Annotated in this window: 20 protein-coding genes and 1 pseudogene; 11 read left to right on the forward strand and 10 right to left on the reverse strand. The window is 71.3% G+C overall.

From position 1 onward, the window contains the following. Positions 1 to 28: 28 nt before the first annotated feature. Complete coding sequence (locus tag D7X74_RS01640; protein WP_120531122.1) at positions 29 to 841, forward strand: hypothetical protein; 813 nt, start codon at positions 29 to 31, stop codon at positions 839 to 841. A 6-nt stretch (positions 842 to 847) separates the two neighbouring features. On the opposite strand, the gene D7X74_RS01645 is transcribed toward D7X74_RS01640, so the two are convergent. Next, on the reverse strand, positions 848 to 1627 hold the full coding sequence (locus D7X74_RS01645) for a pyridoxal-phosphate dependent enzyme (protein WP_167508710.1): 780 nt from the start codon (positions 1625 to 1627) through the stop codon (positions 848 to 850). 141 nt (positions 1628 to 1768) lie between these two features. On the opposite strand from D7X74_RS01645, the gene D7X74_RS01650 reads away from it, so the two are divergent. After that, positions 1769 to 2797, forward strand: coding sequence for a lipoate--protein ligase (locus D7X74_RS01650; protein WP_120531123.1), 1029 nt, complete (start codon positions 1769 to 1771; stop codon positions 2795 to 2797). A gap of 19 nt (positions 2798 to 2816) precedes the next feature. On the opposite strand, the gene D7X74_RS01655 is transcribed toward D7X74_RS01650, so the two are convergent. Next, positions 2817 to 4277 carry a YXWGXW repeat-containing protein gene (locus tag D7X74_RS01655; protein ID WP_233601927.1) on the reverse strand — a complete coding sequence of 487 codons (1461 nt, stop codon included), beginning with the start codon at positions 4275 to 4277 and terminating at the stop codon, positions 2817 to 2819. A 117-nt stretch (positions 4278 to 4394) separates the two neighbouring features. Between D7X74_RS01655 and D7X74_RS01660 the strand changes: the two genes are divergently transcribed. The 4 genes from D7X74_RS01660 (at position 4395) to D7X74_RS01675 (ending at position 9498) form a co-directional block, all read left to right on the forward strand. Then, positions 4395 to 6224, forward strand: coding sequence for a HAMP domain-containing sensor histidine kinase (locus D7X74_RS01660; protein WP_120531124.1), 1830 nt, complete (start codon positions 4395 to 4397; stop codon positions 6222 to 6224). Beyond that, positions 6221 to 6943, forward strand: a complete 723-nt coding sequence (locus D7X74_RS01665; protein ID WP_120531125.1) for a response regulator transcription factor — start codon at positions 6221 to 6223, stop codon at positions 6941 to 6943. Before D7X74_RS01660 ends, D7X74_RS01665 begins: the two co-directional genes overlap by 4 nt. 116 nt (positions 6944 to 7059) lie before the next feature. Beyond that, on the forward strand, positions 7060 to 7824 hold the full coding sequence (locus D7X74_RS01670; protein ID WP_120531126.1) for an energy transducer TonB: 765 nt from the start codon (positions 7060 to 7062) through the stop codon (positions 7822 to 7824). 186 nt (positions 7825 to 8010) lie between these two features. Beyond that, positions 8011 to 9498, forward strand: a complete 1488-nt coding sequence (locus D7X74_RS01675; RefSeq protein WP_120531127.1) for an NAD(P)/FAD-dependent oxidoreductase — start codon at positions 8011 to 8013, stop codon at positions 9496 to 9498. A gap of 16 nt (positions 9499 to 9514) precedes the next feature. On the opposite strand, the gene eutB is transcribed toward D7X74_RS01675, so the two are convergent. From eutB to D7X74_RS01710, 7 genes are all read right to left on the reverse strand, one after another. After that, complete coding sequence (eutB, locus tag D7X74_RS01680) at positions 9515 to 11770, reverse strand: ethanolamine ammonia-lyase subunit EutB (protein ID WP_120531128.1); 2256 nt, start codon at positions 11768 to 11770, stop codon at positions 9515 to 9517. Between the two features lie 137 nt (positions 11771 to 11907). Beyond that, on the reverse strand, positions 11908 to 13290 hold the full coding sequence (locus D7X74_RS01685) for a hypothetical protein (protein ID WP_147446430.1): 1383 nt from the start codon (positions 13288 to 13290) through the stop codon (positions 11908 to 11910). Between the two features lie 83 nt (positions 13291 to 13373). Beyond that, a complete protein-coding gene (locus D7X74_RS01690; RefSeq protein WP_120531130.1) occupies positions 13374 to 14528 on the reverse strand; it encodes a hypothetical protein in 1155 nt (384 codons plus the stop codon). After that, on the reverse strand, positions 14525 to 16408 hold the full coding sequence (locus D7X74_RS01695) for an ATP-binding protein (protein WP_120531131.1): 1884 nt from the start codon (positions 16406 to 16408) through the stop codon (positions 14525 to 14527). Before D7X74_RS01695 ends, D7X74_RS01690 begins: the two co-directional genes overlap by 4 nt. A gap of 138 nt (positions 16409 to 16546) precedes the next feature. Beyond that, on the reverse strand, positions 16547 to 17476 hold the full coding sequence (locus D7X74_RS01700) for a TIGR02757 family protein (protein ID WP_199732674.1): 930 nt from the start codon (positions 17474 to 17476) through the stop codon (positions 16547 to 16549). Between the two features lie 60 nt (positions 17477 to 17536). Then, complete coding sequence (locus tag D7X74_RS01705) at positions 17537 to 18004, reverse strand: molybdenum cofactor biosynthesis protein B (RefSeq protein ID WP_120531144.1); 468 nt, start codon at positions 18002 to 18004, stop codon at positions 17537 to 17539. 379 nt (positions 18005 to 18383) lie between these two features. Further along, positions 18384 to 18698, reverse strand: a complete 315-nt coding sequence (locus D7X74_RS01710; RefSeq protein ID WP_120531132.1) for a Rieske 2Fe-2S domain-containing protein — start codon at positions 18696 to 18698, stop codon at positions 18384 to 18386. Between the two features lie 80 nt (positions 18699 to 18778). Here D7X74_RS01710 and polX point away from each other — a divergent pair, with 80 nt between their 5' ends. From polX to mrtX, 3 genes are read left to right on the forward strand one after another with little or no spacing between them, the layout of a single operon-like run. Beyond that, the gene (polX, locus tag D7X74_RS01715; protein ID WP_255424349.1) at positions 18779 to 20539 is read left to right on the forward strand and encodes a DNA polymerase/3'-5' exonuclease PolX; all 1761 of its coding nucleotides are present in this window, start codon (positions 18779 to 18781) and stop codon (positions 20537 to 20539) included. A gap of 19 nt (positions 20540 to 20558) precedes the next feature. After that, entirely contained in the window at positions 20559 to 21164 is a 606-nt protein-coding gene (locus tag D7X74_RS01720; protein WP_120531134.1) for a trypsin-like peptidase domain-containing protein, read from the forward strand. Continuing rightward, a complete protein-coding gene (gene mrtX, locus D7X74_RS01725; protein ID WP_120531135.1) occupies positions 21161 to 21886 on the forward strand; it encodes a myxosortase MrtX in 726 nt (241 codons plus the stop codon). Before D7X74_RS01720 ends, mrtX begins: the two co-directional genes overlap by 4 nt. Before the next feature lie 35 nt (positions 21887 to 21921). Here the strand turns inward: mrtX and D7X74_RS01730 are convergent, their stop codons facing one another. Beyond that, positions 21922 to 22755: a class II glutamine amidotransferase gene (locus tag D7X74_RS01730; RefSeq protein ID WP_120531136.1), complete on the reverse strand. Its 834-nt coding sequence runs from the start codon at positions 22753 to 22755 to the stop codon at positions 21922 to 21924. Between the two features lie 214 nt (positions 22756 to 22969). On the opposite strand from D7X74_RS01730, the gene dnaK reads away from it, so the two are divergent. Together dnaK and D7X74_RS43885 are read left to right on the forward strand one after the other, a co-directional pair. Next, positions 22970 to 24577 (forward strand): molecular chaperone DnaK, encoded by a 1608-nt coding sequence (gene dnaK / locus D7X74_RS01735; RefSeq protein WP_120531137.1) that lies wholly within the window; start codon positions 22970 to 22972, stop codon positions 24575 to 24577. Between the two features lie 759 nt (positions 24578 to 25336). Then, a pseudogene (locus tag D7X74_RS43885) lies at positions 25337 to 25517 on the forward strand (hypothetical protein); the annotation flags it as partial.

The raw sequence follows: 25517 nt of genomic DNA on the forward strand, positions 1-25517 counted from the left end.
GTCCAACGCCCTGCGTTGAGCTGGCATCATGCGGGGCCTTCCCGAGGAGCGCACCATGGACGCCGCGGCCTACCAGGACTTCACCACGGAGTTGACGCGCAGGGCTGACGCGGACGGTCGTTTCCGGGGGCTCGTGGCGCTGGGTTCGATGGCGGCGCGGGACTACCTGCCGGATGACTTCAGCGACCATGACTTCTTCGTCATCGCAGAGCCCGGGCACGCTGAAACATTGAGACAGGAGCGCGGTTGGTTGCCGCGCGCGGAAGAGGTGTCACATGCCTTCCGCGAGACAGCGCACGGCGTGAAGGTCGTCTACCGCGACGGGCACCTGTTGGAGTTCGCGGTGTTCGACCTGGAGGAGTTGTCCTGGGCCCGCGTCAACCGCTACCGCGTGTTGTTGGACCGGGGTGACGTGGCCGCGCGGTTGGAAGAGCGTGCTCGGGAAACAGCGCGGGAGCTCCAGCGCACGGCGCCGGACGATGCGTGGTTGTTCGGGCAATGGCTCACACAGGTGCTGGTGGGCCTGGGACGCCACACGCGCGGCGAGGTGCTCAGTGGACGGTCGCGGCTCGATGAGGCGGTGCGTCTGTTCTGCCTGCTACTGGCGCGCCACGTCCCCGCGCCAGAGGCTTCAGTGCTGGACGGGTTGGATCCGGTGCGGCGCGTGGAGCGCGTCTACCCGGGCGTGGGGCGTGAGCTGGCGCGCGCGCAGGAGGGCGACTCGCCGGGGCTCGCGCGGGCGCTGCTCCGGCTTGGCGCGCGCGAGCTGTCCCACGTGCCTGCCTTCCCGCGCGAAGGGGTGGCCGCCGTGGAGGCGCGGCTCCGGGCACTGCACGGGTAGCGCCGCTCAGGCCTGCGCGCTGGCGGCGGAGAAGGACGTGGAGGCGGGCACCGGCTCCCGGGCGTTGTGCGCGATGACGAGCACCTCTTCCGGCCGGGCCTGCTTCCGGGCCCAGTCCATGAGCGCGGTGAAGCCGTCGGACGCAGGGGCCGCTGTCTCCAGGGGCACGCGCTGGTGGTGCGCGAAGAACAGGTCCTCCGGGCCCAGGTTCTGGTGCGCCCACGTGCGCCAGCCCGGCAGGGGCCGGCCTGGCGCGGGTTGCAGGCCGGTGACGGTGAAGCCCCCGGTGGAGAAGACACGCGTCAGGCCCACCAGCGTCGCGCCGGTGCCGAAGCCGCACACCACGCGCCGCACCTTCGGGAAGCGCTCGCGCACGTGGGCCCTCAGGGCCGACGCCCAGGACTCCACGCAGGCCACCAGCGCGGTGTTGGACAGCTGCCGGGGCCAGCACCAACCCTGGCGCTCATACGCAAGCGCGTGCTCCCACAGCTGCGCCATGGAGTCCGCGTGGCGCACCTGTCCCTGGAAGCCGTGGGCCCGGAGGTACGCCTCACCGGCCGCGTCCGTCAGCGCCACCGTGGGCAGGCCCCGCTCGCGGCCCAGGACGTCCAGCGCCAGCGCGCTCGACGCACCGGACAGCTCCACGAGGCCTCGCGAGCCCGGCGGCAGCGCGGCCAGGTAGCGCGCGAAGGTCAGGTACTTGAGGCTTCCGGACGGCAGTGCTCCACCCCAAAGCACCACCGGCCCGTCCGCCCGGGGACGTGACAGGGAATACGCTCCGCGCATGGTCGGCCCTCCCGGTGCGCATACCGCCCGCGCACCCCGACTGGCGTTGAGTGTCCGGGGACGCGGCCCGGGAGGCCATCGTCCCCGGGCCCTGGCGGATGTCCCCTGGAGGACGGCGCTCGCACGGTTATGCTCCGCGCCATGTCTCAAGCACCGCGCGTCCGCATCCTCCTGTCGGAGACGTACAACCCCTGGTTCAACCTCGCGACCGAGGACTGGATCTTCCGCGAGTTGGATCCCAGCGCGCAGACGCTCTTCCTGTGGCGCAATGACAACACGGTCGTCATCGGGCGCAACCAGAACCCCTGGTCCGAGTGCAACCTCACGCGCATGGAGGAGGACAAGGTCTTCCTCGCGCGGCGCACCAGCGGCGGCGGCGCGGTGTTCCACGACCTGGGCAACACCTGCTTCACCTTCCTGTCCGCCAAGGAGGGCTACAACAAGACGGCCAACATCACGATCCTCCTGGACGCGCTGTCGCGCCTGGGCGTGACGGCGCAGGCCTCCGGGCGCAACGACCTGGTGATTCCGCTGGAGGACGGGCCCCGGAAGATCAGCGGCAGCGCGTACCGCGAGACGAAGGACCGCGCGTTCCACCACGGCACGTTCCTCATCGGCGCGGACCTCACGCGGCTGTCCAACTACCTCACGCCGCACCCGAAGAAGCTGGAGTCCAAGGGCAGCGCGTCGGTGCGCTCGCGGGTGATGAACATCCGCGACCTGCGGCCGGAGGCCTCCCACGAAGCGCTGGTGAAGGCGATGATTGGCGCGTTCTGCGACTTCCACGGGGCGACCGCGGAGCCGGAGCTGCTGGAGCCGTCGTTCCTCGAAGGCCAGCCGTCGCTCAAGCGCACCTTCGAGCACTACGCGTCCTGGGACTGGCGCTTCGGCAACGCGCCCCGCTTCAGCCACCAGATGGTGGAGTACCTGTCCTGGGGCTTCTTCGAGGTCCACGTCGACGCGGAGAACGGACACATCACCCGCGCGCAGGTCTTCTCGGATGCGCTCTACCCGGACCTCGTGCAGGACCTCCAGGCGGCGCTGGTCGGCAAGCCGCACAGCCGCAACGGGGTGCAGCAGGCCGTCGCCGAGGCCCGCTCCCGCCATCCGGCACAGGAGCGGGAGCTGGGCGAACTGGAGGCGTGGTTGATGGGCCAGGTCGAGGTCTGACCCGGCCCATCAGACAGCGTCAGCGGTGACCGCCACCGCCCCAGCCGCCACCACCGCTCCCGCTGCTGCCGTGGGAGCCGCCACTGGAGCGGCCACCGCCACCACCGGAGCCGCGGCCGCTGGACGACCCGCCGCCGGAGGAGTGGGCGCTGGAGCCACCACCGCTCCAGCTGCTGGAAGAACCGCCGCCCGAGGGACGGCCGCCACCGGAACCACCGCCCGAAGGACGCCCGCTGCTGGAGCCGCCCCAACCGCCGCTGGAGCCACCGCTCGTCTCGCGGACGCCGCCGGAGCTGCCGCTGCTCGAAGGACGCCCGCCGCCGGAACCGCCACCCCAACCGCCGCTGGAGCCACCGTTCGTCTGATGAACGCCGCTGGAGTTGCCGCTGCTCGAAGGACGCCCGCCGCCGGAACCGCCGCCCCAACCGCTGGAGCCGCTCGAAGGGGGACGCGCGCCGGAGCCGTTGCCGCCCGGAGGCGAGCGGGGACCGGAGTTCCAGCCGCCGCCATTCGAAGGACGCCCACCGCCGGAGTTGCCACCGGACTGCTGGTGGTGGCCACCGTTGCCGGGACGACCGTCATTGCGGCCGTTGTAGCGAGGGCCCGGCGAAGCCTGATGCGAGCGGTAGCCGCCGTAGTAGCCCGGACGCCCGTAGCCGTAGCCGTTGGAACGGTTGTAGTGCCCCGGGCGGTAGCGGTCGTGGTGGTAGCGGTTGTAGCCGTAGCCGTAGTAGCGCCACGACACGCCCGGATACCGGTACCAGGTGCGCAGGAACGGGTTGGGACGACCGAAGGAGAAGGCGATGTGCGCGTGGCGGTACACCGGGACGATGACGCGGACCGAGCCGCGCGACGCCCAGCCGCCGCCGATGAACACATACGACGGCCCCCGGCGGATCCAGTGCGGTGACACGAACACGAGGCCCGGACGCGGCGGCTCCATCCACGAGCCTTCCACCCACTCGTAGCCGTTGTTGCCCCAGTACCAGTAGCCCGGCGCCCAGGTGTAGTCGGGCGCGGGCGCCGCGGACTGCACCTCCACGCGCAGGGGCGGAGGCGCCTGGGTGGCCGTCACGTCCTCGCTGGCGACCTCCACGGGAATCTCCACGTCGTCGGAGCCCTGCTGCGCCCAACCGCCGGAGATCCACCGCCACACGTCGCCGTCCTGCGCCCAGTAGCCGTTGACGTACTGGTAGCCGGGCATCCGCTCCACCCAGCCGCCGGACTTGAAGAGCCACTGGTCGCCATCCCAGTACCAGTGGCCGGACGTCCACACCGCGCCGGCGTAGGGCCGGGCGCTCGGCGTCTCGGCGGGCATGTCAGGGGGGGCGGTCGGCGCGATGGGCCCGGACTCGTCCGCGTTGGGCTGCTCGACGTACGCATCATCCCCCCAGTCGTCCGCGGCGACCGGTGCGGTCTGCGCGTACGCCCCCTGGGAGGCCAGGCCGACAATCAAACAGACCCACCATCGAGAACTCATGACTTCGTCTCCAATCTCCAGACCCCGGAGGGGACGCGGGTCTCCCCCTATTTATTCATCTTCTGGACGGGCAGCCTGGATTCCGGTGCGACACTGCTACAGTCCCGACGGACGCGAATGCTGCGCCGACTCCTCCCCACATTGCTGGCCCTGGGTTGTGGACTGCTGGCCCTCGGCTGGGGGCTGGTGACCCTCCAGCGCATCTTCACCCAGGAGCGCGAGGACGCCCGCGCCCAGGTGCATTCCCGCAGCGCGGCCCTGGAGCTGCTCGCGGCGGAGGCGCTGCGCACCGCGCTGGCTCAACGGATGAAGGACCACCTGCCCGCGCTGAACGCGGCCATGGGGGATCCGCTCCAGCCCGCCGAGGGCTACTACCTGCTGTTTCGCGGCCACCAGTTCCTGCCGCGCGTGGACTGGCTCCGGGACGGCACGGACACCCCCGCGAAGGCCGCCTACGAGAGGCTGGTACAGGCCCTGGAGGATGGCGACGCCCCGGCCCCCTGGCAGGAGCGGCTGGCGCGGCTGCGCGCGGTGGACGCCGCGATGGCCACCGGGAGCAACGCGCGCATCAGCGCGGCGGTGGAGGCGCTGCTGCGCCACCACGCGGTGCATCCCCTGCCGACCGACCAGGAGCTGCCCTTCACGCTGATCGCGGTGGAGCACCTGCAACGCGGGGATGAAACCCCGCCGCTGATCCGCGCGCTGGTGGGCGAGGGCCTTCCGGAAGAGCTGGGCGGCATGGCCCGGGGCGCGGGCCTGCAACGGGACCTCCTGCGCGCGCGGCCCCGGCTCACCCGGGACGACTTCGACTTCCTCCAGGAGCGCATCGTGGCGCTGAGCCTCGAGCTGGGGGAACCCAGCGACGCGTTCCAGGCCCGCGTGCGGGAAGCCGGCGCCGGCGCGCTGGTGCTCCCGGACTCCCTGAAGGGGCCGTCGATCTTCGGCGAGCAGTGGTACGTGGAGCCAGGGGCCGAACAGGTGCGGGGACTGGCCGTGGACCTGACCGTGCTGCTCGCGGACCTGACCAGGGACCTGCGCGCGCGCGGCCTGCTCCTGAAGGACAGCGAGGTGCGCCTGCGGCCCGCGGGCGTGGTGCGGCCGCTGTCGGATCCAGGGTTGGAGGTGGCCATGCCCGGCTGGGCGAAGGCGGAGGCGGACATCGAGGCGCGCTACGGCCTGAAGACGCTGCTGGTGGCGGTGTGCGGCGCGCTCGCGTCCGCCATCGCGGCGCTGGCGGTGGTGGCCCAGCAGCGCAAGTACCGCTTCGTGGAGCTGAAGAGCGACTTCGTCTCCACCGTGTCCCACGAGCTGCGCACGCCCCTGGCGTCCATCCGCCTGCTGGGCGAGACACTGGAGCGCAGGCTGGGAAGAAGCCCGGAGGCCGGGGACTACCCCACCCGCATCGTGCGCGCGGCGGAGGGGCTGCACTTCCTGGTGGAGAACATCCTGTCCTTCAACCGCATCGACAAGGGGAGATGGGCCCTGCGGCCTTCGCGCGTGCGGCTGGAGGAGGCGGTGGGCACGCTGCGCGATGACCTGCTGGACGCGGTGCAGGTGCCGGTGGAGCTGCGCTCGGAGGTGGACGACGTGGAGCTGGACGCGGACGCGTCGCTCGTGCGGATGTTGTTCGCCAACCTGGGCCGCAACGCGTGTCTCTACAACCAGCGCAGCCCGGTGGTGCTCACCGTGCGCGCGTACCCCCAGCCGGGCTTTGGCGCCACGGTGCTCTTCAGCGACAACGGCATGGGCATCCCGCCGGAGGAGTGGGAGCGCGTCTTCGACGACTTCTACCGGCTGACGACGACCGGCCCCGAAGTGCACGGCAGTGGCCTGGGGCTCGCGCTGTGCCGCAGAATCATGGGCCTGCACCAGGGCAGCATCCAGATCGCCTCCTCCAGCGAGGAAGGCACCACCTTCGCCCTGACCTTTCCCGAGACGCGCCGATGACGACGACGAGTCCCCCCTCCACCCGCCCCTCCATCCTCATCGTCGAGGACGACGCCAACCTGCGCATGGGCCTGCGCGACAACCTGCGCGACGAGGGCTACGACGTGACGGACGCCGCGTCGGCGAAGGACGCGGGGCCGCTGCTCCAGGGCCGCGTGTTCGACCTGCTCATCCTGGACGTGATGCTGCCGGGCGAGGACGGCTACAGCCTCTGTCGCCGGCTGCGCTCCGAGGGCGTCAAGAGCATGGTGATGATGCTCACCGCGCGCTCGCTGGAGGATGACCTGGTGCGCGGCTTTGAAGCGGGCGCGCAGGACTACCTCACCAAGCCGTACCGGCTCAGGGAGCTGCTCGCGCGCGTGCGGGCGCTCGTGCGAAGGGCCGGCACGGCGCCGCCGCAGGTGATGACGTTCGGCGCCTTCACGCTGGACCTGGGCCGCAGGGCGGTGCTGCGCGCGGACGGCAGCGAGGTGGACCTGACGCGCACGGAGTTCGACCTGCTGGCGTTCCTCTTGCGCCACCGGGACCGCGCCCTGCCCCGGGGCGAAATCCTGGACGCGGTGTGGGGCCGCGACGTCATCGTGGATCCGCGCACGGTGGACAACTTCGTGTCGAACCTGAAGAAGAAGCTCGGGTGGACGAGCGTGTCTGGATTCACCATCCACACGCTGCGCGGCGTGGGCTACCGCATGGAAGTGCCGGGTGCCGGCCCGTCATGACAAAACCATGACGAACACATGGAGCGCTGTCCGCCCTTCGGGGTGCACGACTCCGTAGGTTGCCTCTTGTGGGGACGGGACGCCTGGAGCGTCCGCCCCAACCAGGAGGCGGGCACATGTTTGAGTCGGTCATCGAACGGCGGGGGTTGCGCTCGGAACGGTTCGGTACGGGCGCGTGGTTGTCCATCGGCGTGCACGCGGGACTCCTGGGCCTGGTGGTCTTCATCTCAGGCCGCCCGCCGGAGGAAGCCCTCAAGGAGGAGCCGGTGGTCGTCTTCCGCCAGCCCGCCATCCGCAAGGGCGTGCAGCAGGCCGCGCAGCCGAAGCCGGCCGCCGCCAACCCGGTGGCCCCGAAGCCCAAGCCGCGCACCGACCGCATCCCGCGCACCCCGAAGCCGATGCCCACCGCGCTGACGGAGCCGAAGCCGGACCCGGAGCCGACGACGGTGGCGGACGCGACGAACACCGACCCGACCGTGGGCCCGGGCTCCGACGAGCCGGTGGGTCACCCGGACGGAGACCCGGACAGCACCAGCTCCATCGGAGCCATCGGCGTGCCGAACATCCCGGTCCAGGAGACCACCGGCACGGAGGTGCTTCCCTTCGGGAGCGGCATGTCCCGGCCGGAGATGCTGGGCGGCGCGCAGTTCGGCTACACGCGAGAGGCGCAGCTCGCGGGCGTGGAAGGCACGGTCTCCGTGAAGTGCGTCATCACCGCCGAGGGCCAGGTGCGCAACTGCCGCATCATCAAGGGCCTGCCGCACATGGATGACGCCGTGCTGTCGGCGCTGTACTCGCGGCAGTATCGGCCGATGACGTTCCAGGGCCGCCCGGTGAACGTGTCGTACACGTTCAACATCAACCTCAAGCTGCCCCGGTAGGCCCCGGGTGTCCGCCAGTGAAAGCGCCTGGACGCCTGCCCCCCGGGGGCAGGGGAAAAGGTTCGCGGTGGGAAAGCGCGCCCGTTAGGAACATCCCGTCGCGCCTGGCCATGTGCGCGATACCGGCACCGGATGGAGCGGGCCTCCCCCGGCCCGCTTCCGGTGCCGGTCCCTTTTCGCTGAGCGATGTCGGACACCTGGTACGACGTGGTGGTGGTGGGCGCGGGCTTCGGTGGACTGGCCACCGCGCTGGAGTTGTGTCGCCGGGGCGCGCGCGTGGCGCTCTGCGAAGCGTTCAACTATCCGGGCGGCTGCGCGAGCACCTTCCGCCGGGGAGGCTACGGCTTCGAGTCCGGCGCCACGCTGTTCTCCGGCTTCGACGCGCATCAGCTCTTCGGCCGGTGGATCCGCGAGCATTCGCTGGATGTGACGGTGGACTGGCTGGATCCGCTGGTGGAGATGCGAGCCCCCGGACTGCGGTTGCCGGTGCACCGGGACCGCGCGCGGCTCATCGAGGATTTCAGCGCGATGCCGGGCGCCCCCGTGGAGGCCTTGCGGCGCTTCTTCCAGCTCCAGGCGCGGGTGGCCGACGCGCTCTGGCCGCTGTTCGATGACCCGGACCTGTTGCCTCCGTTGAGCGTGACGTCCCTGCTGCGGCACGCGGGGCGCGCGTGGAAGTATGCGCCGCTGACGCGCTGGCTGGGCCGGCCGCTGGGCGCGGTGCTCGCGCACCACGGGCTTGAGCACTTCACGCCGCTGCGCGTCTACCTGGATGCGCTCTGTCAGATCACCGTGCAGTGTTCCGCGGCGGAAGCAGAGGCCCCCTTCGCGTTCGCGGCGATGGACTACTACTGGCGCGGCACGGGGCACGTGCGGGGCGGCATCGGCCGGTTGGCGACGGCGCTCGTGAAGGCGATCCAGGCCCGGGGCGGACAGGTGCTCCTGGCCAACCCGGTGCGCGCGGTGACGCCCGTGGACGGCGGCTGGCGGGTGACGGCGCGGCGGAGTGAATTGCTCGCGCGGCACGTGGTGGCCAACGTGCTGCCGCAGGGCCTGCGCTCGCTGCTGGACGTGCCCGTGGGACGCCTGCCCCGCGTGGATGCGCTCGCCGAGCGCGTGGCCGGCGGCTGGGGCGCGGCGATGCTGTATCTCGTGGTGCGTCCGCCTGAAGGGGACTCGGGGAGCGCGCATCACCTGGAGCTGGTGCGTGAGCCCGGTTCGGCCTTCACGGAGGGCAACCACCTGTTCGCTTCGGTGAGCGGAGTGGCGGACGAAGGGCGCGCGCGTCCGGGCCAGCGGACGGTGACGGTGTCCACGCATGTGCCCCTGAGGAAGCTCGCGGCCATGGGGCCCGAAGCGCAGGCGCCCTACTTCACCGACCTCCATGCGCGGATGCGCGAAGGCCTGGAGGCGCTGGCCCCCGAGTGGATGGGCAGCGTGGTGCACGTCATGACGGGCTCACCGCGCACGTTCCAGCGCTTCACGCTGCGAGAGGGCGGCGCGGTGGGCGGGGTGCCCCGGCGCGCGGGCCTGGACAACTACCGGTTGCTGGGCCCGTTCCAGGCGCAGCGGGGCCTGTGGCTCGTGGGGGATTCGGTGTTCCCGGGGCAGAGCACCCTGGCCACGGCGGTGGGCGGCGTGCGCACGGCGGCGAGCATCGCGTCGGCGCGGTGAGGCACGGGCTCGGGCCCTACCCCATCGCCGCCGTGTCCCCCGCGCTCGGGGGCATCGTTCGCGCGGTGGCCGCCAGCTCCTCGAGGATGCGCACGGCCTCCCTCGCGGCGTCTTCCGGGCGCACGCTGGTGTCGGAGATGCCGGCGATGAGCCGCGTGCGGTCGTGGTCCACCGCCCCTGGCGTCGCCCACGTGCTCGCGGCGGGCGCCGTGAGGTACGCGGAGTAGGCGTGATGTCCCGAACCGGGGCGCTCACCAATCACGTGCACGATGGCGCGAGGCGTTGCGTCACCTTCGTCACCGAACAACAGGCGCCCTACCTGATATCCCGCGCGCACCCGGCCGTGCTTCACCACCAGCACCTCGGGGGCCACGCTCCAGCCCTGCGCGCCCAGCTCCGCGCGCAGCGTCTCCACGAACGGCGCCAGGTGCCCCGCGTCCATCAGCGACCGTGGATCCAAGCCGTCCGACACCACGAGCTGCGCGTCCCACCGTCCCGCGTGCCGCTCGCGCAGCTTGCGGACCTCGGCTTCTGAATCGCCGTCCAGGGATTCGCCCGACGGCGGATGCAGGATGTAGTCGCGCCGGTCCTCGGAGCACGTCCGCAACCGCACCGCTCCGGACAGGGACTCCACCGTCGCGTCGGACAGCTCCGACCAGAGCCCCACCTTGGCGTCCTCGTACAACTGGCGCAGGTCCTGCTCCAGCGCGGGCTCCAGCGTCCACGGCTGCTCGCCATGGCCCACCGCCAGCGGCACGCCCCGGGCGCGCACCCTCGCCATCTGCGCTTCCGCCTCCGCCCGCAGCTCCGCCTCCGGCCGCGTGTCCCCGTGGTGCCGGCGGTAGTGCACGTAGACGTGGCGCGGGTCCCCGAAGTGCTCGGTGGGGCGGCCGTCCGCGTCGATGACGCCCAGGCGCTGGAAGAACGCCCACATCCGGTCATCCACCTTCAGGCCGTACCGCTCGCGCAGCCGCACGTGGTCCTGGAAGGACGTGGTGAGGTAGCTGAGCATCGGATCATTCCGCGTGGGCAGCGCCATCAGGTACGCGGGCCCGGCTTCCGCGAGCTGCTCCTGGCACCAGCCCAGGTCATCCAGCGTCACGTCCATGTGCAGCGTGGAGCACACGTCCAGGCCCAGCGTGAGGCCGTGCAGCTTGCCCATCACGATGTCTTCCAGGCAGCAGCGCACCAGCTGCTCGCGCGTGCGGAACACCTCCGGCCCGATGAAGCCCGCCACGTCGTTGACGTGCACCCACGGCGCCGCGTCCCGCCCCGCGCTGCCCTGCGCCACGGCGACCCGGCGCTTGAGGGCCCGCGCGAAGCCGTACTTGCGCGACTCGTGGATGAGCATGTCCGTGCCGTGGTGGTGCCCGTTCGTCGCGTCCGCGCCCTGCCCCGTCTCGAAGTACAGGCCCCACCGCCCGGTGCGAGACGCCGCGTGCGCCACCATCTTCTCCAGCGTCACGTCGAAGGTGCGGTTGGCCGCCTCGTTCCCCCCGAGGCTCTGGAACCAGATGCCCGTGGTGCCCGGGTGCCGCGCCTCCACCTGCGCCTGCACGTCGATATGGGACAGCACGCAGTGGGGCATCACGTCCGTCAGCCCGAACGTCACCAGCACTTCGTGCAGCGCCGCCTCCACCGCCGCCACCGACGTCGGATCCGACGACACCGGGTTGGTCCCCAGCACCACGTCCCCCACCGCGAAGGCCCAGCCGTTGAAGACCTGCCAGCGGATGTCCTCCGGATGATCCGTGGGCGAGTTGGGCTGCAACCGCGCGCCCAGGTAGCCCCGAGCGCCCACGCGGCTCCCCGGCAGCGGATGGAACACGCGGCCACCCACGGCCTTCAGCTCCGCGTCGCTCATCAGCTTCACCACGCACGCGATGACGTCGCTGGGAAGCCCGTCGAGCACGTCGTGCACGGACGCCTCGTCCGCAGTGAGCAGGAAGTCCTTGAGCTGACCCAGCGTCCAGTCCGCCACGCGCCGCCAGCGCGCCGCGTCCCACGCTTCCAGGCTGAACACGTGCAGCCGGTCCTCGAAGGGCGGGTGCGCGTGCACGTCTTCCAGCCGCGTGCGCGACAACAGGGTCCGGGCCCGCTGCCGCGAGTCCTCGTCCGCCGCCGCGACCCCGATGGCCGCATCGCCTTCCTTGAACGCGTTCGCCGCGCCCAGCACCTGCTGGTACAGCCGCGCATCGAAGGCACCGTGCTGCCGCTGCACGTAATCCAGCACGTCTTCATCAGGAAGCACGTCGGGGAGACTGACGCTCATGGGGCATCAGCTTTAACCGGCCGCCCCGCCCCGCAACCATCCCCCCAGGACCTTGTCGCCTGGGTGACGCCCGGATGCCTGCTGCTCCAGAAGCTTGCTGCTGCAATCGTCAGGTGGCTCGCGGCCCGTCCAATGGCTCAGCCGCCATCCGCGCCCGGGACGCAGCCTGGGGGTGGCCGCCATGCGTTCAAATCCTCCACGAGGGCGTCCTGGACGCGGCCCACGCCGTTCGGTGCATCGAGTCCGTGGACGGCGGGTTCGCGCGTGAAGGCCATCATCCGGGAGGGGACGGGCTGCCGTGGACAGCCTTCCTGGAAGGTGGCCTCCGCGTCCTCCAGCAGCTCGTTCACGTAGTCTTCTCCGACGGCCCAGGACCACGGGTAGGTCCAGGTGCCCGACCAGGGTTCGGCGCCTCCCGAGGGAAACCAGCTCCAGTTGAGGCGCGTCTGTCCGGAGGAGCCTCCGAACATTCCTCCCTGGACCCCGCCCACAAGGTTCGTCGCGGTCCATTCAATCCGGAAGTCCTTCGGCACGGGCGTGCGCAGGGCTTCCACCTGCACGTCGGCCTGCACCTCCGGAGCCAGCAGCAGCATCCACGTGAGTTCGCGGAGCCGCTCCGGATCCACGCGGCCCACCCGCACCTCGGAGCGGCGCGCGGCCTCCGTGCGAACCACGTCCACCCGCCCCTGGGACTGCAACGCCAGCCCTCCGCAGCTGCGGGCTTCGTACGTCGCGCCGGTCACCAGGTGGAACGCGTCCAACTGATCACAGAAGGCGTGGTGCCCGCGTCGGCCCCGCACCACCAGCCAGCCGTCCATCGGTGCGCGGATGCGTCCCAGCGGGAGCGCGGGCAGCACGGGCAATACTCCCGGAGCGTCGGCCAGGCACTCGCGCCAGGTCTTGTAGCGCTGCTTCGCGGGCTGCTTCCTCGCGCGTGCGGCGCAGTCCGGAGGACGGGGTCGGTCCTTCGCGGACGCACGAAGCTGGCCATCGCGCAGGAACTCCGGGCGAAAGGCCTGCTCCGCCCGCGCACGCCACGGTCCGGTCTCCATGCCGCACGCGTCGGCCTTCGTAGGACAGGCCAGGGCCTCCAGCCGATGTCCCTTGGAGTGCTCGCGCGTGAGCACCGCGCGAAGCTCCGGAGGGTTGACCACGGTGTGGGGCCCGGGACGTCCCAGCTCCAGGTGGGACGCGAAGAACGCCTTGCCGCCGTCGCGCCACCACGTCTTCAACGCGAGCGCGGACACGTCCTGTTCGCCGGAGTCGGGTTCCGAGACGGGCAGCCATGCATCCTCCTCGCGGGCCAGCGCGAAGCAGCGCAGATCCCGCAGGGCGATCATCGCCGGGCGCAGCGGGGCCACCGTGTCGCCGTCCGCGAGTGCGTCTACCTGCTTGTCGAACGCGGCCAGTCCGTCACGCGCCTCGGTCCACCCGGGCGTGTCCGGAGCGCACGGAAGGATGCGAGGCGCCGCCGTCAACAGCCAGCCAAGCCCAGCCGACACCACGAGGGATACGGACATGCCCCGCATGGCAGACCGCTCCGTGCCGGACGTCAAGCCGTCGTCCCATGACGCTCCGTCCTGCGCACGGGCCGGGAGCGGCCCTACTCCGCGAGCAGGCCTGACCAGAAGCGCACCAGCCGCAGCGCCTCCAGCGCGTTGACCTCCCGGTCCATCTCCGCGTGGGTGATGAGCGGCGTGGGCATCAGGTGCACGCGCGTGAAGGGCTCCAACGCGCGCGCCAGCAGCGTGGACTCAATCGCGGGGATGACCGTGTCGTCCATCCCGTGCAGCAGGTAAACCGGCGCTCGAGGTGGGGCCGAACGCTCCGGCGACAGCGACGGGTCTCCCGCGAAGTCCTTCACGAGCGGCAGCAGCCGGGCCCCCAGCGCCGCCACGTCGCGCGTGTTCACCTGATGCAACAGCGTTGCGGAGGGCTCGGGCAGCTCCGCCTCCCGCCTGCGAGCCTCCGCGAACGTCGCCTCGGCCTGCTTCCCGTCCACCAGCGTCAGGTGCGACGCGTGCAGGAAGGTGCGGACCCCGGCGCGCAGCGGTTCCACCTGCTCGGAGGGCACCAGCCGGTCCGCCGCGCTGAGCAGGATGACCACCACGCCGTAGTCGTGCGGCTTGCGGCGCACCCCGTCCGCCTGGACGCCCGTGCACAGGAAGGACAGCACGCGCGACAGCTCGCCGTGACCGCCGAAGGACAGCACCGCGGCCACGTTGTCGCGCAGGGACGGCCGCCCCGCGGCGACGACGGACAAGCCTCCGGAGAAGCTGATGCCGAACAGGTCCAGCTTCCCGTCGGGCGTCAGCGCCGATTGCGACAGCGCCCAGAGGGCCGTGTCCTCGATGACGTCCGTCAGACGCGGGGTGATTTCGTAGCGCAACAGGTCCGGCGGCTCCGGCGTGAGCACCGGCTGTCCCCCGGTGGCCAGGTCCCCCGCGAGCTTCACCAGTCGCGGCTCGTCGATGCCCGCCGCATGCACCCCCGAGGTGAGCACGATGAGCCGGCCCTTGCGCTCCGCCGGCTGGTAGAGCCGCGCGCGCACCGGTCCGTGGCGCGTGGGCACCTGGAGCTGCGACACCGTGAAGGGCCCGGTGTCGAAGCGCGCCAGAGATTCCGCCGTGGTGCCGCGAAGGCCCGCCGCTCGCAGCATGAAGGACAGCCCCCGCAGCTCCGGAGGCAGCAGGAAGACGAGCCCCAGCAGCAGGACCGACAGCGCGGCCACCAGCGTCCAGCGGGTGCGGCGCTTCATTGCATCAGGGTTTCGACGAAGGTGCACAGCTGGTCGCGCTCGAAGGGCTTCTCCAGCAGCTCCTTCGCTCGGCGGCCCACGAACTCCCGGGCCTGGGGATTCACCCCGCCCGTCATCAAGCCGGTGCGCGGCGCCAGCTCCGGCGCCAACCGCTCCAGCTCCACCAGGAAGTCCATGCCACTCATGCCCGGCATCATCAGGTCGCAGAGGATGGCATCGAACCGCTCCCCATGGGACAGCCGCTTCAGGGCCTCGCGCGCGTCCTGGATGACGTGCACGTCGTAGAGGTTGCGCAGAAGCCGGCTCACCGCGCTGCCCACCGCCGGCTCATCGTCGATGAGTAGCAGGCGCCGCAGGTTCCTCGTCGCGCGCACGGCCTGCGCGGCCCCGTCCGCCGGGACCGCGAGCACCACGGGCTTCGACGCTTCCGCCTGCGCCGTGAGCGCCGGCAGCTCCACGCGGAAGAGGCTGCCCTGGCCCTGCTCGCTGGCGACCTCGATGTGGCCGCCCATCGCATGCACCAGCGTGAGGCAGATGGACAACCCCAGTCCCGTGCCGCCCTTGGGGGAGCGCGTGGTGAAGAACGGGTCGAAGATGCGCTGGCGCACGTCGCCGGGCATCCCCTGGCCGTTGTCCTCCACTTCAATCAACACGTGCCCTTCACGGCCCGGGCGCACGCGCACCCGCAGCAGGTTCTCCTCCGCGGGCCGCTCGCCGAACGCTTGAAGCGCGTTGAGCAGCAGGTGCGTGACGACCTGTCCCAGCCGCCCCTCGTTGCCGAGCACCGCGGCCACCGGCTCCAGCTCGCACGTCAGGCGCGCGCGGTGCTGGATTTCGTCGCGCATCAGCTTGAGCGCGCCATCCACCGCCCGCTGCACGTCCACCGGGCCGTGGCTCTCCTCCTCCACCCGGGAGAAGGTCCGCAGGTCTCGCACGATGGAGCGCACGCGCCCGGCGCCCTCCAGCGCTTCGGCCACCACCTGCCGCAACTCCTCCAACTGCTCCGCCGGCACCACCGGCTGCGCCACGCGCTCCCAGAGGTACGCCAGGTTGGACGTGACGTAGGAGAGCGGGTTGTTGATTTCATGCGCGACGCCCGCCGCCAGCGTCCCCACGGACGTCATCCGCTCCGCCAGCCGCCGCTGCGTCTCCAGCCGGGAGCGCTCGGAGACATCGCGCACGAGCCCCACGACGAAGCGCTCCCCGTTGGGCAGCGTGTACGCGGCCCGCTGCGTGAGCACTTCGCAGGAGCGGCCCTTCATGTCGGTGAAGCCGCCCTCGTCCTCCACCGTCTGTCCGGTGGTGAAGGCGCGCTCGTCCTGGCGCCAGGACAGCTCCGCCTCATGGGCCGGAATGACGGAGGAGGACACGTTGCCGCGCAGCGTTTCGACGGACTGCCCCATCAGCCGGCAGAAGGCGCTGTTCACCGCCACGTAGCGGTGTTCGCGGTCCTTGACGAACAGCGGCTCCGGCACCGCGTCCAGCGCACCCTGGAAGATGTCGCGGGTGCGCCGGAGCGCCTGCGCATCCCCATCCGCCGAACGCCGGCGCAGCGCGGCGATCCTCGCGCCCCAGAGCGTGCCGGGGGGCGCGACACATTCGTCCGCGCCCGCCTCGTTGAGGACTTCCGCCTCCGCGCCGTCGCGGGACGTGAGCACCACCAGCCAGGAGCGCGTCGGCAGCCGCCGGGCGTGCACCCACTGGCAGCGGGCCTTCACCGCCTCCAGGGGACCTCCATGGTCCCACAGCACGAGCAGTCCCTCGGGCAGGGGCTCCGGGGGCGTTTCGACGCGGAGCACACGACACGCGCGTCCCGCCGCCGTGGCGCAGAGGTCGCGCTCCACGTCCTGGGCCACCGGGGCTGGGACCGCCACCAGCATTGCCTGCACCGCGTTGCTCCTCGCGCCCCGCGGTCCGTGACACCCGCGCCGCCGGCCCGCATTGCAGCCATCCGGGGCCAACCCGTCAACGAGGGGCCATGAGGACCGCTTGCAAACATTTTCAGGGTCTGGTGGGACTCAGACTTGCAGGGAGGCGCGAGCCACGACGCGGGGTCCTACCTTGCATGAGGACAGGAGCGAACACCGGGCGCAGTGCTGGGGCAGCGTCTTCGCCGGGCAGGCCCCGCTCATTCCGTAGTGGCACAAAGCGAAATCGTAGCGGACCGGGTCGTCGGGATCGAGCGCGCGAAGGGACGCCGTCACTTCCTCGGCGGTGCGCCAGGTGAGATCCGTGCGGCGGGTCAGCCCCAGGTGGAGCGCCATGCGTCCAATGTGCGTGTCCAGCGGCACGAGCAGCACGGACGGGGGCACCTGCTTCCAGATGCCAAAATCCACCGCGTCGGGTCCGCGCACCATCCAGCGCAGGTAGAGGTTGAGGCGCTTGGCCGCGCCCGGTCCCAGCGGCGAGGGCAGCAGGTGGTGCAGGCCCCGCTCGGGGCCCATGGCCTCGCGCAGGGGCTCCATGGGCACGTCCCGGAGCGCGGCGGTGAAGGCGGCGAGCGCGCCGTGCAGCGTGCCGCTGGCCTTCCAGCCCTGGACGAAGAGCGCCTCCAGGCTGCCGTGCTCGCGCAGCGCCCGGCCCATGCCCAGCAGCAGCACGGCGAGGTCGGTGCCCACGTTGAAGCGGTACACGAAGCCCGTCAGCAGCGCCTTCGCGCCGGCCACGTCCAGCTTGCGCACGAAGGCCGCGGGGGATGGGCCCATGTGCTTCAGCAGTCCATCCACCTTCGGGCGGAACAGGTCCGCGCGTCCGTACGCCAGCGCCGCCGCGAGCAGCGCGCTGACCTCCACGTCGCGAGGGTCCTGGTAGCGATGGGGGAACTCCACCGGATCGAAGCCGATGCGGGCCCCCGCGTCGGTGGAGGCGAGGAACGCGTCCAGGCGGGGGCGCAGCCGCTCGGCCGCCTGGGTGCTCAGTCCGGTGTGCGCGCCACGACGCTTCTTCATCTGATGCGCTCCTCCGTCATCGGCTGGCGCGCGGCCCTGGTGCCGCGCGCCCTTCCCTTCCTAACGGGTGAGCTCGCGCACCGCGTGGCCCAGTTCCGGGAGGATGAGTGCCTCCAGCGCCAGACGCACCGCCTGCGGTGAGCCTGGGAGCGCGAAGAGGATCATCCCCTGGTAGGTGCCCGCGGTGGCGCGCGACATCATCGCGGGGCTGCCGATCCGCTGGTACGACAGCATCCGGAACAGCTCGCCGAAGCCGGGCAGCTCCTTCTCGAACAGCGCGCGAAGGGTCTCCACCGTGCAGTCGCGCCGGCCAATGCCCGTGCCGCCGGTGAAGAGCACCGCGCGAGCCCCCGCCGCCTGCGCCTGCGCGAGCGCGCCCCGGATGGCCTCCGGATCATCCTTCACGACAGTGTGGCCGGCGACGGTGTGCCCGGCGGCGGACAGGCCCTCGCGCAGGTCCTTCCCGCTGCGGTCGTGCGCCGCGTCCCGGCTGTCCGAACACGTCACCACGAACGCGCTGACGTGCACCGGAGCCCGCGACTTGTGCTCCGCCGCCACCGCCGAACCCTCGTGCGAATGCCCGTGGTCATGCGAGTGGCCGTGCTCGTGCGAGTGGCCGTGCTCATGCGAATGCCCGGGGTCACCACCGTGCGCGTGCGAGTGCCCGTGGTCATGGCCGTGCTCGTGAGCGTGGCTGTGCTCGTGCGAGTGGCCGTGCTCGTGAGCATGGCCGTGCGCATCCTCGGGAGCGTGCTCGTGGGCGTGACCGTCCTGGCCGTGCTCGTGCTCATGCCCCGGGGCATGCGGGTGGGAGTGGCCATGACGGGGGTCATGGTCGTGGTCGTGTCCGTCGTGTCCCATGGTGGACGCTCCTCGAAAGGTCGAAAGGGGGCGGTGCGGGAAGAGGTCAGGCGTCGGGCAGGTCGACGACGAGCGTGCCGTCCTCGACCGCGAGGTGCACCGTCGGCTGGTCATCACACACGCCGGGCGAGGTGACGTTCTGCCCGGTGTCCATGTCGAAGCCCACCTCGTGGCAGGGGCACACGACGGTGTTGTCCTCGATGCGGCCGCCCGACAGCAGGCACCCGGCGTGGTTGCACCAGTCGTCGAGGCCCTTGTACCGGCCGTGGATCTTCGCGATGCAGACGTTGCGCTTGCCGATTTCGTAGCCGCGCATCTCCCTCTCTGCGAAGTCCGCGGGCCCCAGCTTTATCTTCGTCATTGCGTTCCTTTTTCCGCGTTCCTTTTCCCACAACCCGTCCGGGCCTGCATCCACCTTCCCCCAGCATTAATTTTCCGACCGTGACTTCCGACGTGACACCCTCCGCGGCCGTGCTCACCGACAAGGCGACCGTCGCCCAGGTCCTCCGGGACATGTCCCTGCTGCTTCAACTCCAGGGGGAGACGGGCTTCCGCGTCCGGGCCTATGACATCGCCGCCGACCGCATCGCGAACCTGCCGCAGGACCTGGGCGCCGTCGTCAACGAGGGCCGCCTGCAGGACCTCCAGGGCATCGGGCCCGGGCTCGCCGAGAAGCTCTCCGAGCTGGTGAAGACCGGCCGCATGAGCGCCTTCGAGGAGCTGAAGGCCCGCTTTCCCGCCGGCCTCCTGGAGCTGATGAAGCTGCCCGACGTGGGCCCCAAGAAGGTCGCCGTGCTCTGGAAGGAACTCCAGGTCGGCAGCGTGGAGGACCTGGAGCGCGCCTGCCAGGAAGGCCGCGTGCGCGAGCTCAAGGGCTTTGGCGCCAAGAGCGAGACGAAGCTGCTGGACGGCATCGCCGTGTACCGGCGCGCGAAGGGCGAGCGCAAGCTGCTGGGCGACGCGCTGCCCATCGCGGAGCAGCTGCTGGAGCTCATCCGCTCGGCCCCGGGCGTGGTGCGCGCCAGCCTGGGCGGCAGCGTGCGCCGCCGCGCGGAGACGGTGTCCGACGTGGACCTCATCGCCTCCGCGCAGGACGCGGGGCCGGTGCTGGACACGCTCGCGAACGCGCCGGGCGTGGCGACGGTGCTGGGCAAGGGCGACAGCAAGTGTTCCGTGCGGATGGTCGCGGGCGATCTCCAGGTGGACCTGCGCGTGCTGCCGGACGAGGACTTCGCCACCGCGCTGCACCACTTCACCGGCTCCAAGGGCCACCACATCCGGCTGCGCAACCTGGGGCATGAGCAGGGCCTCAAGATCTCCGAATGGGGGGCGCACCGCGAGGACGGCACCAAGGTCCCGGTCCCCGACGAGGCGACGCTGTACCGGCTCTTGGGCATGCAGGAGGTGCCGCCGGAGTTGCGCGAGGACTCGGGCGAGGTGGAGGCGGCGAAGGCCGGGAAGCTGCCCGAGGACCTGGTGACGCTGGAGGACGTGCAGGGCGCGGTGCATGCGCACAGCACCTGGTCCGACGGGCGCAACTCCCTGGAGGAGATGGCGCGCGCGGCGCAGGCCCTGGGCCTCAAGTACCTCACCATCACCGAGCACAGCGAGGCGGCCATCTACGCGGGCGGCCTCAAGGTGGATGACCTCAAGCGGCAGTGGGAGGAGATCGACCGCGTGAACGCGGCGGTCCCCGGCGTGCGGCTGCTCAAGGGCATCGAGGTGGACATCCTGGAGACGGGCGCGCTGGACTACGCGGACAGCGTGCTGGAGCAGCTGGAGGTCGTCATCGCGTCCATCCACGTGCGCCACTCCATGGACGAGGACCAGATGACGCGCCGGGTGCTGGCCGCGCTGGACAATCCGCACATGCACATCCTGGGGCACCCCACCGGGCGCCTCATCCAGAGCCGGGATCCCTACCCCCTGCGCATGGAGGAGGTGCTGGAGCGCGCGGCCGAACGGGGCGTGGCGGTGGAGGTCAACGGCAAGCCCCAGCGCCTGGACCTGAAGGCCGAGTACGTGCGGCAGGCCGTCGGACGCGGGGTGAAGCTGGTGGTGAGCTGCGACGCGCACCGGCAGGAGGACCTGCGCAACCTGTCCTACGCGGTGGCCACCGCGCGCCGGGGCTGGGCGAGGAAGAAGGACATCCTCAACACCCGGCCCGCGGCCAGCTTCCTCGCCGCCCTGCGGGAGCGCTGATAGGCTCGCGGGCGCGCTGATGTTCCGCCCGCTCCTCTTCGTCCTCGCCCTGCTCTGCCTCCTCGTCACGCCCACCCGGGCCGGCGCGGAGGCCCGTCCGTCGCGCGCCGACCTCCAGCGCGTGCTGGAACTGCATGCCCGCTCCGTGGTGCGCGTGCGCGGTCCCCAGCACGCCGGCCCCGGCATCATCGTGGGCGCGGACGGGCAGGTCCTCACCGCCGTGGCGCACGTGGGCCCCCAGTCCGCCCAGGTGGAGCACGCGGGCAATGCGCTGACGGCGCGCGTGGTGCTCTCCAGCACCGTGCTCCAGGTCGCGGTGGTGGCCGGTCCCCAGGGCGCATGGCCCGCCGCGCCGGTGCGGCTGGTGCCGGAGGGACTCGCGGGCCGCTGGGTCGTGGGCGTCACGCCGGGAGGCAAGGGCCGCAGGGACACGCCTCGCGCCGCGAAGGCGAAGGCCGCGCCCGCGCCCTTCTTCGACGTGCCCCTGACGCTCGCGCCGGGCAGCCCCCTGTACGACGGGGACGGGCGGCTGGTGGCCGTCGTCGTCGAGCGCCGGGGCAAGGCCGTCCGTGCGCTGCCCCTGAGCGCGGTGAAGGCGGAGCTCGCGTCGGCGGACGCGCCATGAGCCGGCCTCCGGGGCCACCATTCCGCTTGAGCGCGGTGCAGGAAGCGGTGGGCCTCTGGGCCCTGGGCTTCCTGGGCATCGTCGGCGCGTTCCTCCTGGCCGGTGGCACCAGCGTGCCCAAGCTGGTGGCGACGGTGGGCTTCCTCTACCTGCCGCTCATCCCCATGCGCTGGCGTGACGAGGACTACCGCGACTACGGCCTGTCCCTGCACGCGTGGAAGCAGGACCTGCGCCTGTTCGTCATCCTGTCGCTCATCGTGGGGCCGCTGTTCTTCGCGGGCTTCGCCGCCTTCGTGCAGGTGGTGCCGCACCTGCCCCCGGGGCTCGCGCGCCACCTGACGCCCACCATCGGCGAAGGCCACTTCCAGCCGCGCCTGCCCCCGCGCTTCGGCGAGTGGATCATCGATCAGCTCTTCGTCGTGGCCCTGCCGGAGGAGTTCTTCTACCGGGGCTACGTGCAGGCCCGCCTGCGCGACGCGTGGCCCCAGGGGCGCGTGGTGCTGGGCGGTCGGCTGGGGAAGGCCTTCTGGGTGACGGCGCTGCTCTTCGCGCTGGGACACCTGGCCATCTTCCAGACGTGGCGGCTGGCGGTGTTCTTCCCCGCCCTGCTGTTCGGCTGGATGCGCGAGCGCACCGGCACCATCGTCGGCTGCACCCTCTTCCACGCCGCGTGCAACCTCTACGTGCGCTTCCTCGAAGTGTCCTTCTTCGGCGGTCCCTGAGGCACGCCGACGCGAGCGGCCGGACTCAAGCCGGCTCAGGCCGGAGGCAGGTGCTGGACCTGGAGGTCCGGCCCCACCGCCAGCGTCGTCCCCGGCGCCAGCTCCACCCAGCCCTGCGTGCGGGTGACGTGGCTGGCCACCACCACGGTGCGTCGGCGCCGGTGCGCCCCCACCGCGGGCCAGGCCTCCGACGTCGTCGCGTCCACGCCGCAGCGTTCGCACTCCGCGCTGCCTTCCAGGCGCGTGTAGTACAGCGGAGATTCGCCACAGCGGGTGGCCAGGAGCACCGCGCCATTGGTGACCACCAGGTTCAATGGGGGCGTGCGCACCTGCCCCGCCGCCACGAGCGCGGCCTCCACCTCGCGCACCGTGTCGCGCAGCAGGCGCCCCGCGACGGCCGGCTCCAGGCGTGGATCATCCGTGCGGCCCGCGTCGCGCAGGTGCTTGAGGAACAGGGCGAAGAGCACCTCGCTGTCGGTGGCGCCGCGCACCTGCCGCTGGAGGTGCTCCGGCACGCGCGCCAGCAGCGGAGCGCGCAGGGGCTCGAAGCCCGGCAGCGGGTCCTGATGGGCGAACAGCCAGTGGCGGGCCCGGAAGGGCTGGGTGTTGTCCTCGGGCGACAGGCCGGGTGGCAGCCGACCCGCGTGGAAGAGCACCGCCTCCGATTCGTGTGGAGGGCCCAGGTCGTCCAGGGTGACGTCCGTCCCCGGGGCCAGCCGGCGCAGCAGGACCTCCTCCTGGGCATAGGAGCCCACGCCCAGGGCATTGGCGCGGGCGTCCGGACGCAGGACGACCTGCTGTGTCAGGCGGTGCAGCTCGCACCGCAGGAGATTGGGATCCGACGACAACGCGGCGAGAATCGCGGACATGCGCTGTACCCCCCTTCCTTCCTAGGGATAAGGCCGGGGTGGGTGCGATTCAGCGACGCCCCCCTGCTCCCCTGCTCTGGCGCTAAGCCCTTGAAATGGCTGGCGTTTGGCCTTCCAGTGAATTGACACGTCACACCGTGGGGCCTAACCTCGGTCCGCTTCTCGGCAGCTCCCCCCCAGAGGAACCGGGGTGCAGGTCTTTACCGGAGACGGAATGGCGGACGACATCGCAATCGGCATCGACCTGGGCACGTCGTATTCGTGCGTGTCCGTCGTCCACGAAGGCCAGCCCACGGTCATCCCCAACGAGTGGGGCGAGACGACGCATGCCTCGTGCGTGTCCTTCCTGGAGGAAGGGTCCGTGCTGGTGGGCAACGCGGCGAAGAAGAACATCATCACCAGCCCCGAGAACACGGTGTACTCGGCCAAGCGGCTCATCGGCCGCTACTACTTCTCCGACGAGGTGAAGAAGGCGCAGGCGGTGATGCCGTACCGCATCGTCGAGGGCGAGAACAACTCGGTGCGCATCGGCGTGCGCGAGCGCAGCTACTCGCTGCCGGAGATTTCGGCGCTGGTGCTCAAGGAGATGAAGGCCGTCGCGGAGACGTACCTGGGCCGCGAGGTGACCAAGGCCGTCGTCACGGTTCCGGCGTACTTCAACGACAACCAGCGTCAGGCGACCAAGGACGCGGGCCGCATCGCGGGGCTGGAGGTGTTGCGCATCATCAACGAGCCCACCGCCGCGGCGCTCGCGTATGGCTTTGGCCGGGACGTCAACCAGCGCGTCGTCGTGTATGACCTGGGCGGCGGCACGTTCGACGTGTCCATCCTGGAGATTGGCAAGGACGTCTTCGAGGTGCTCGCGACGGCGGGCGACACGTACCTGGGCGGCGACGACTTCGACGACCGCATCATGACGTGGATGGCGGACGACTTCCTGGCGCGCACGCGGTTGGATTTGCGGCAGAACAAGTACTGCCTGCAGATGCTCAAGGACGCGGCGGAGAAGGCGAAGATCGACGTGGGCCAGTACGGCACGGCGGAAGTGGTCTGCCAGGGCATCTGCCAGGACGCCAACGGCAACGTGATGGACCTGCGCAACACGCTCAACCAGGACCAGTTCAACCGGATGGTGATGGACCTGGTGCAGCGCACGTTCAAGGTCTGTGACGAAGCGCTGCAGAGCGCGCGGCTGACGGCGGCGGACATCGACGCGGTCATCCTGGTGGGCGGGCCCACGCGGCTGCCCATCATCCGCAACTCGGTGAAGCACTACTTCCAGAAGGATCCGCTGGAGGGCATCAACCCGGATCAGGTCGTGGCGATGGGGGCCGCGCTCCAGTCGCACGCGCTCCTGGACAGCAAGACGGAGACGTTCCTGGTGGACGTCACGCCGCTGACGCTGCGCATTGGCACGGTGGGTGGGTACACCGAGAAGATCATCGACAAGAACACGCCGGTGCCCATCGACCGCTCGAAGACCTTCACCACCAGCCGCGACGGACAGGAGAAGGTGAAGATCCGCGTGTACCAGGGCGAGTCCAACCGCGCCGAAGAGTGCGAGATGCTGGGCGAGTTCGAGTTCGCGGGCTTCCGCATCGGGTATCGCGGCGAGGTGAAGATCGAGGTGACGTTCGAGATCAACACGGACGGGCTGGTGAACGTGTCCGCGTGTGACGTGGAGACGGGCCAGAAGACGTCCACGTCGATCACGCTGTCGTCCGGCATGACGGAAGCGGACATCCAGCAGTCGATCCAGTCGAACCGCAACACGCGGCTCGCGGGCCACAACAGCAACGACCTGCCGGCCATGGCCAACTAGGCACCGCCGATGTCCGAGCCTTCTGATCCGACGTCCGGCGCACCGCCAGGGCCTTCCACGCCCGCGCCACCCGCACGTCCAGCGCTGCCCCGCCTGACGGCGGCCGTCCCCCCGTCCGTCGCGCCCGCGCCACGCCCCCCGAGCGGCGCCGTCCCAGCAGTTCCACCGCGCGCGGCACCGCCGGTGGGAACCGGACCGGCCACCCGCGCCACGCCGCCCCCAGTCGCGCCCGCGGGAGCGCAGTCTCCGTCGTCCGCGGGAATCCCGGCGGTGGCTCCGGCGACGGCGAGGCCTTCATCGGCCGGTGGAGTAACCTCGGTGGAGAAGCCCGCGGACCCGGCCGCACCGCCGCGTGCGCCGACCGCTGGAGCCCCCCCACGTCCGACGCCCGCGGGGCTCGCGCCCGTGGGTGCGGCACCGCCGGGAGTGGCTCCCATGGGAACCGAGGGCGCGGCACCGCGTCCAACGCCAGCGGGGCTTGCGCCCGTGGGAGCGGGAGGAGCACCGCCGCGTCCGACGCCTCCGGGCATCGCGCCGATGACCGCCACGCCGCGCTCGCCACCACCGGGAGTTCCGCCCGTGGGCTCCGCGTCCGCGACGCGGCCCACCGTCCCCGGGATTCCGTCCGTGGGAGCAACACCTCCGCCGCAGGTCGCGCCGGCTGGTGCGCCTGCACGGCCTACCGCCAACGCCCTTCCCGCCGTCGGAGCAACACCCCCGGCCCAGAACGCAACGGTCCCCGCGAACGCACGGCCCACGATGAGCACGCCCGCCGTCGGTGCAACGCCTCCAGCCCAGGGCGCGGCGGTCCCCGCGCACGCACGCCCCACGGTGAGCACCCCCGCCGTCGGTGCGACGCCTCCGGCCCAGAACACAACGGTCCCCGCGCACGCACGCCCCACCGTGAGCACCCCCGCCGTCGGTGCGACGCCCGCGCCCC

The sequence above is a fragment of the Corallococcus sp. CA047B genome, from assembly GCF_003612065.1.
Taxonomy (GTDB): domain Bacteria; phylum Myxococcota; class Myxococcia; order Myxococcales; family Myxococcaceae; genus Corallococcus; species Corallococcus praedator.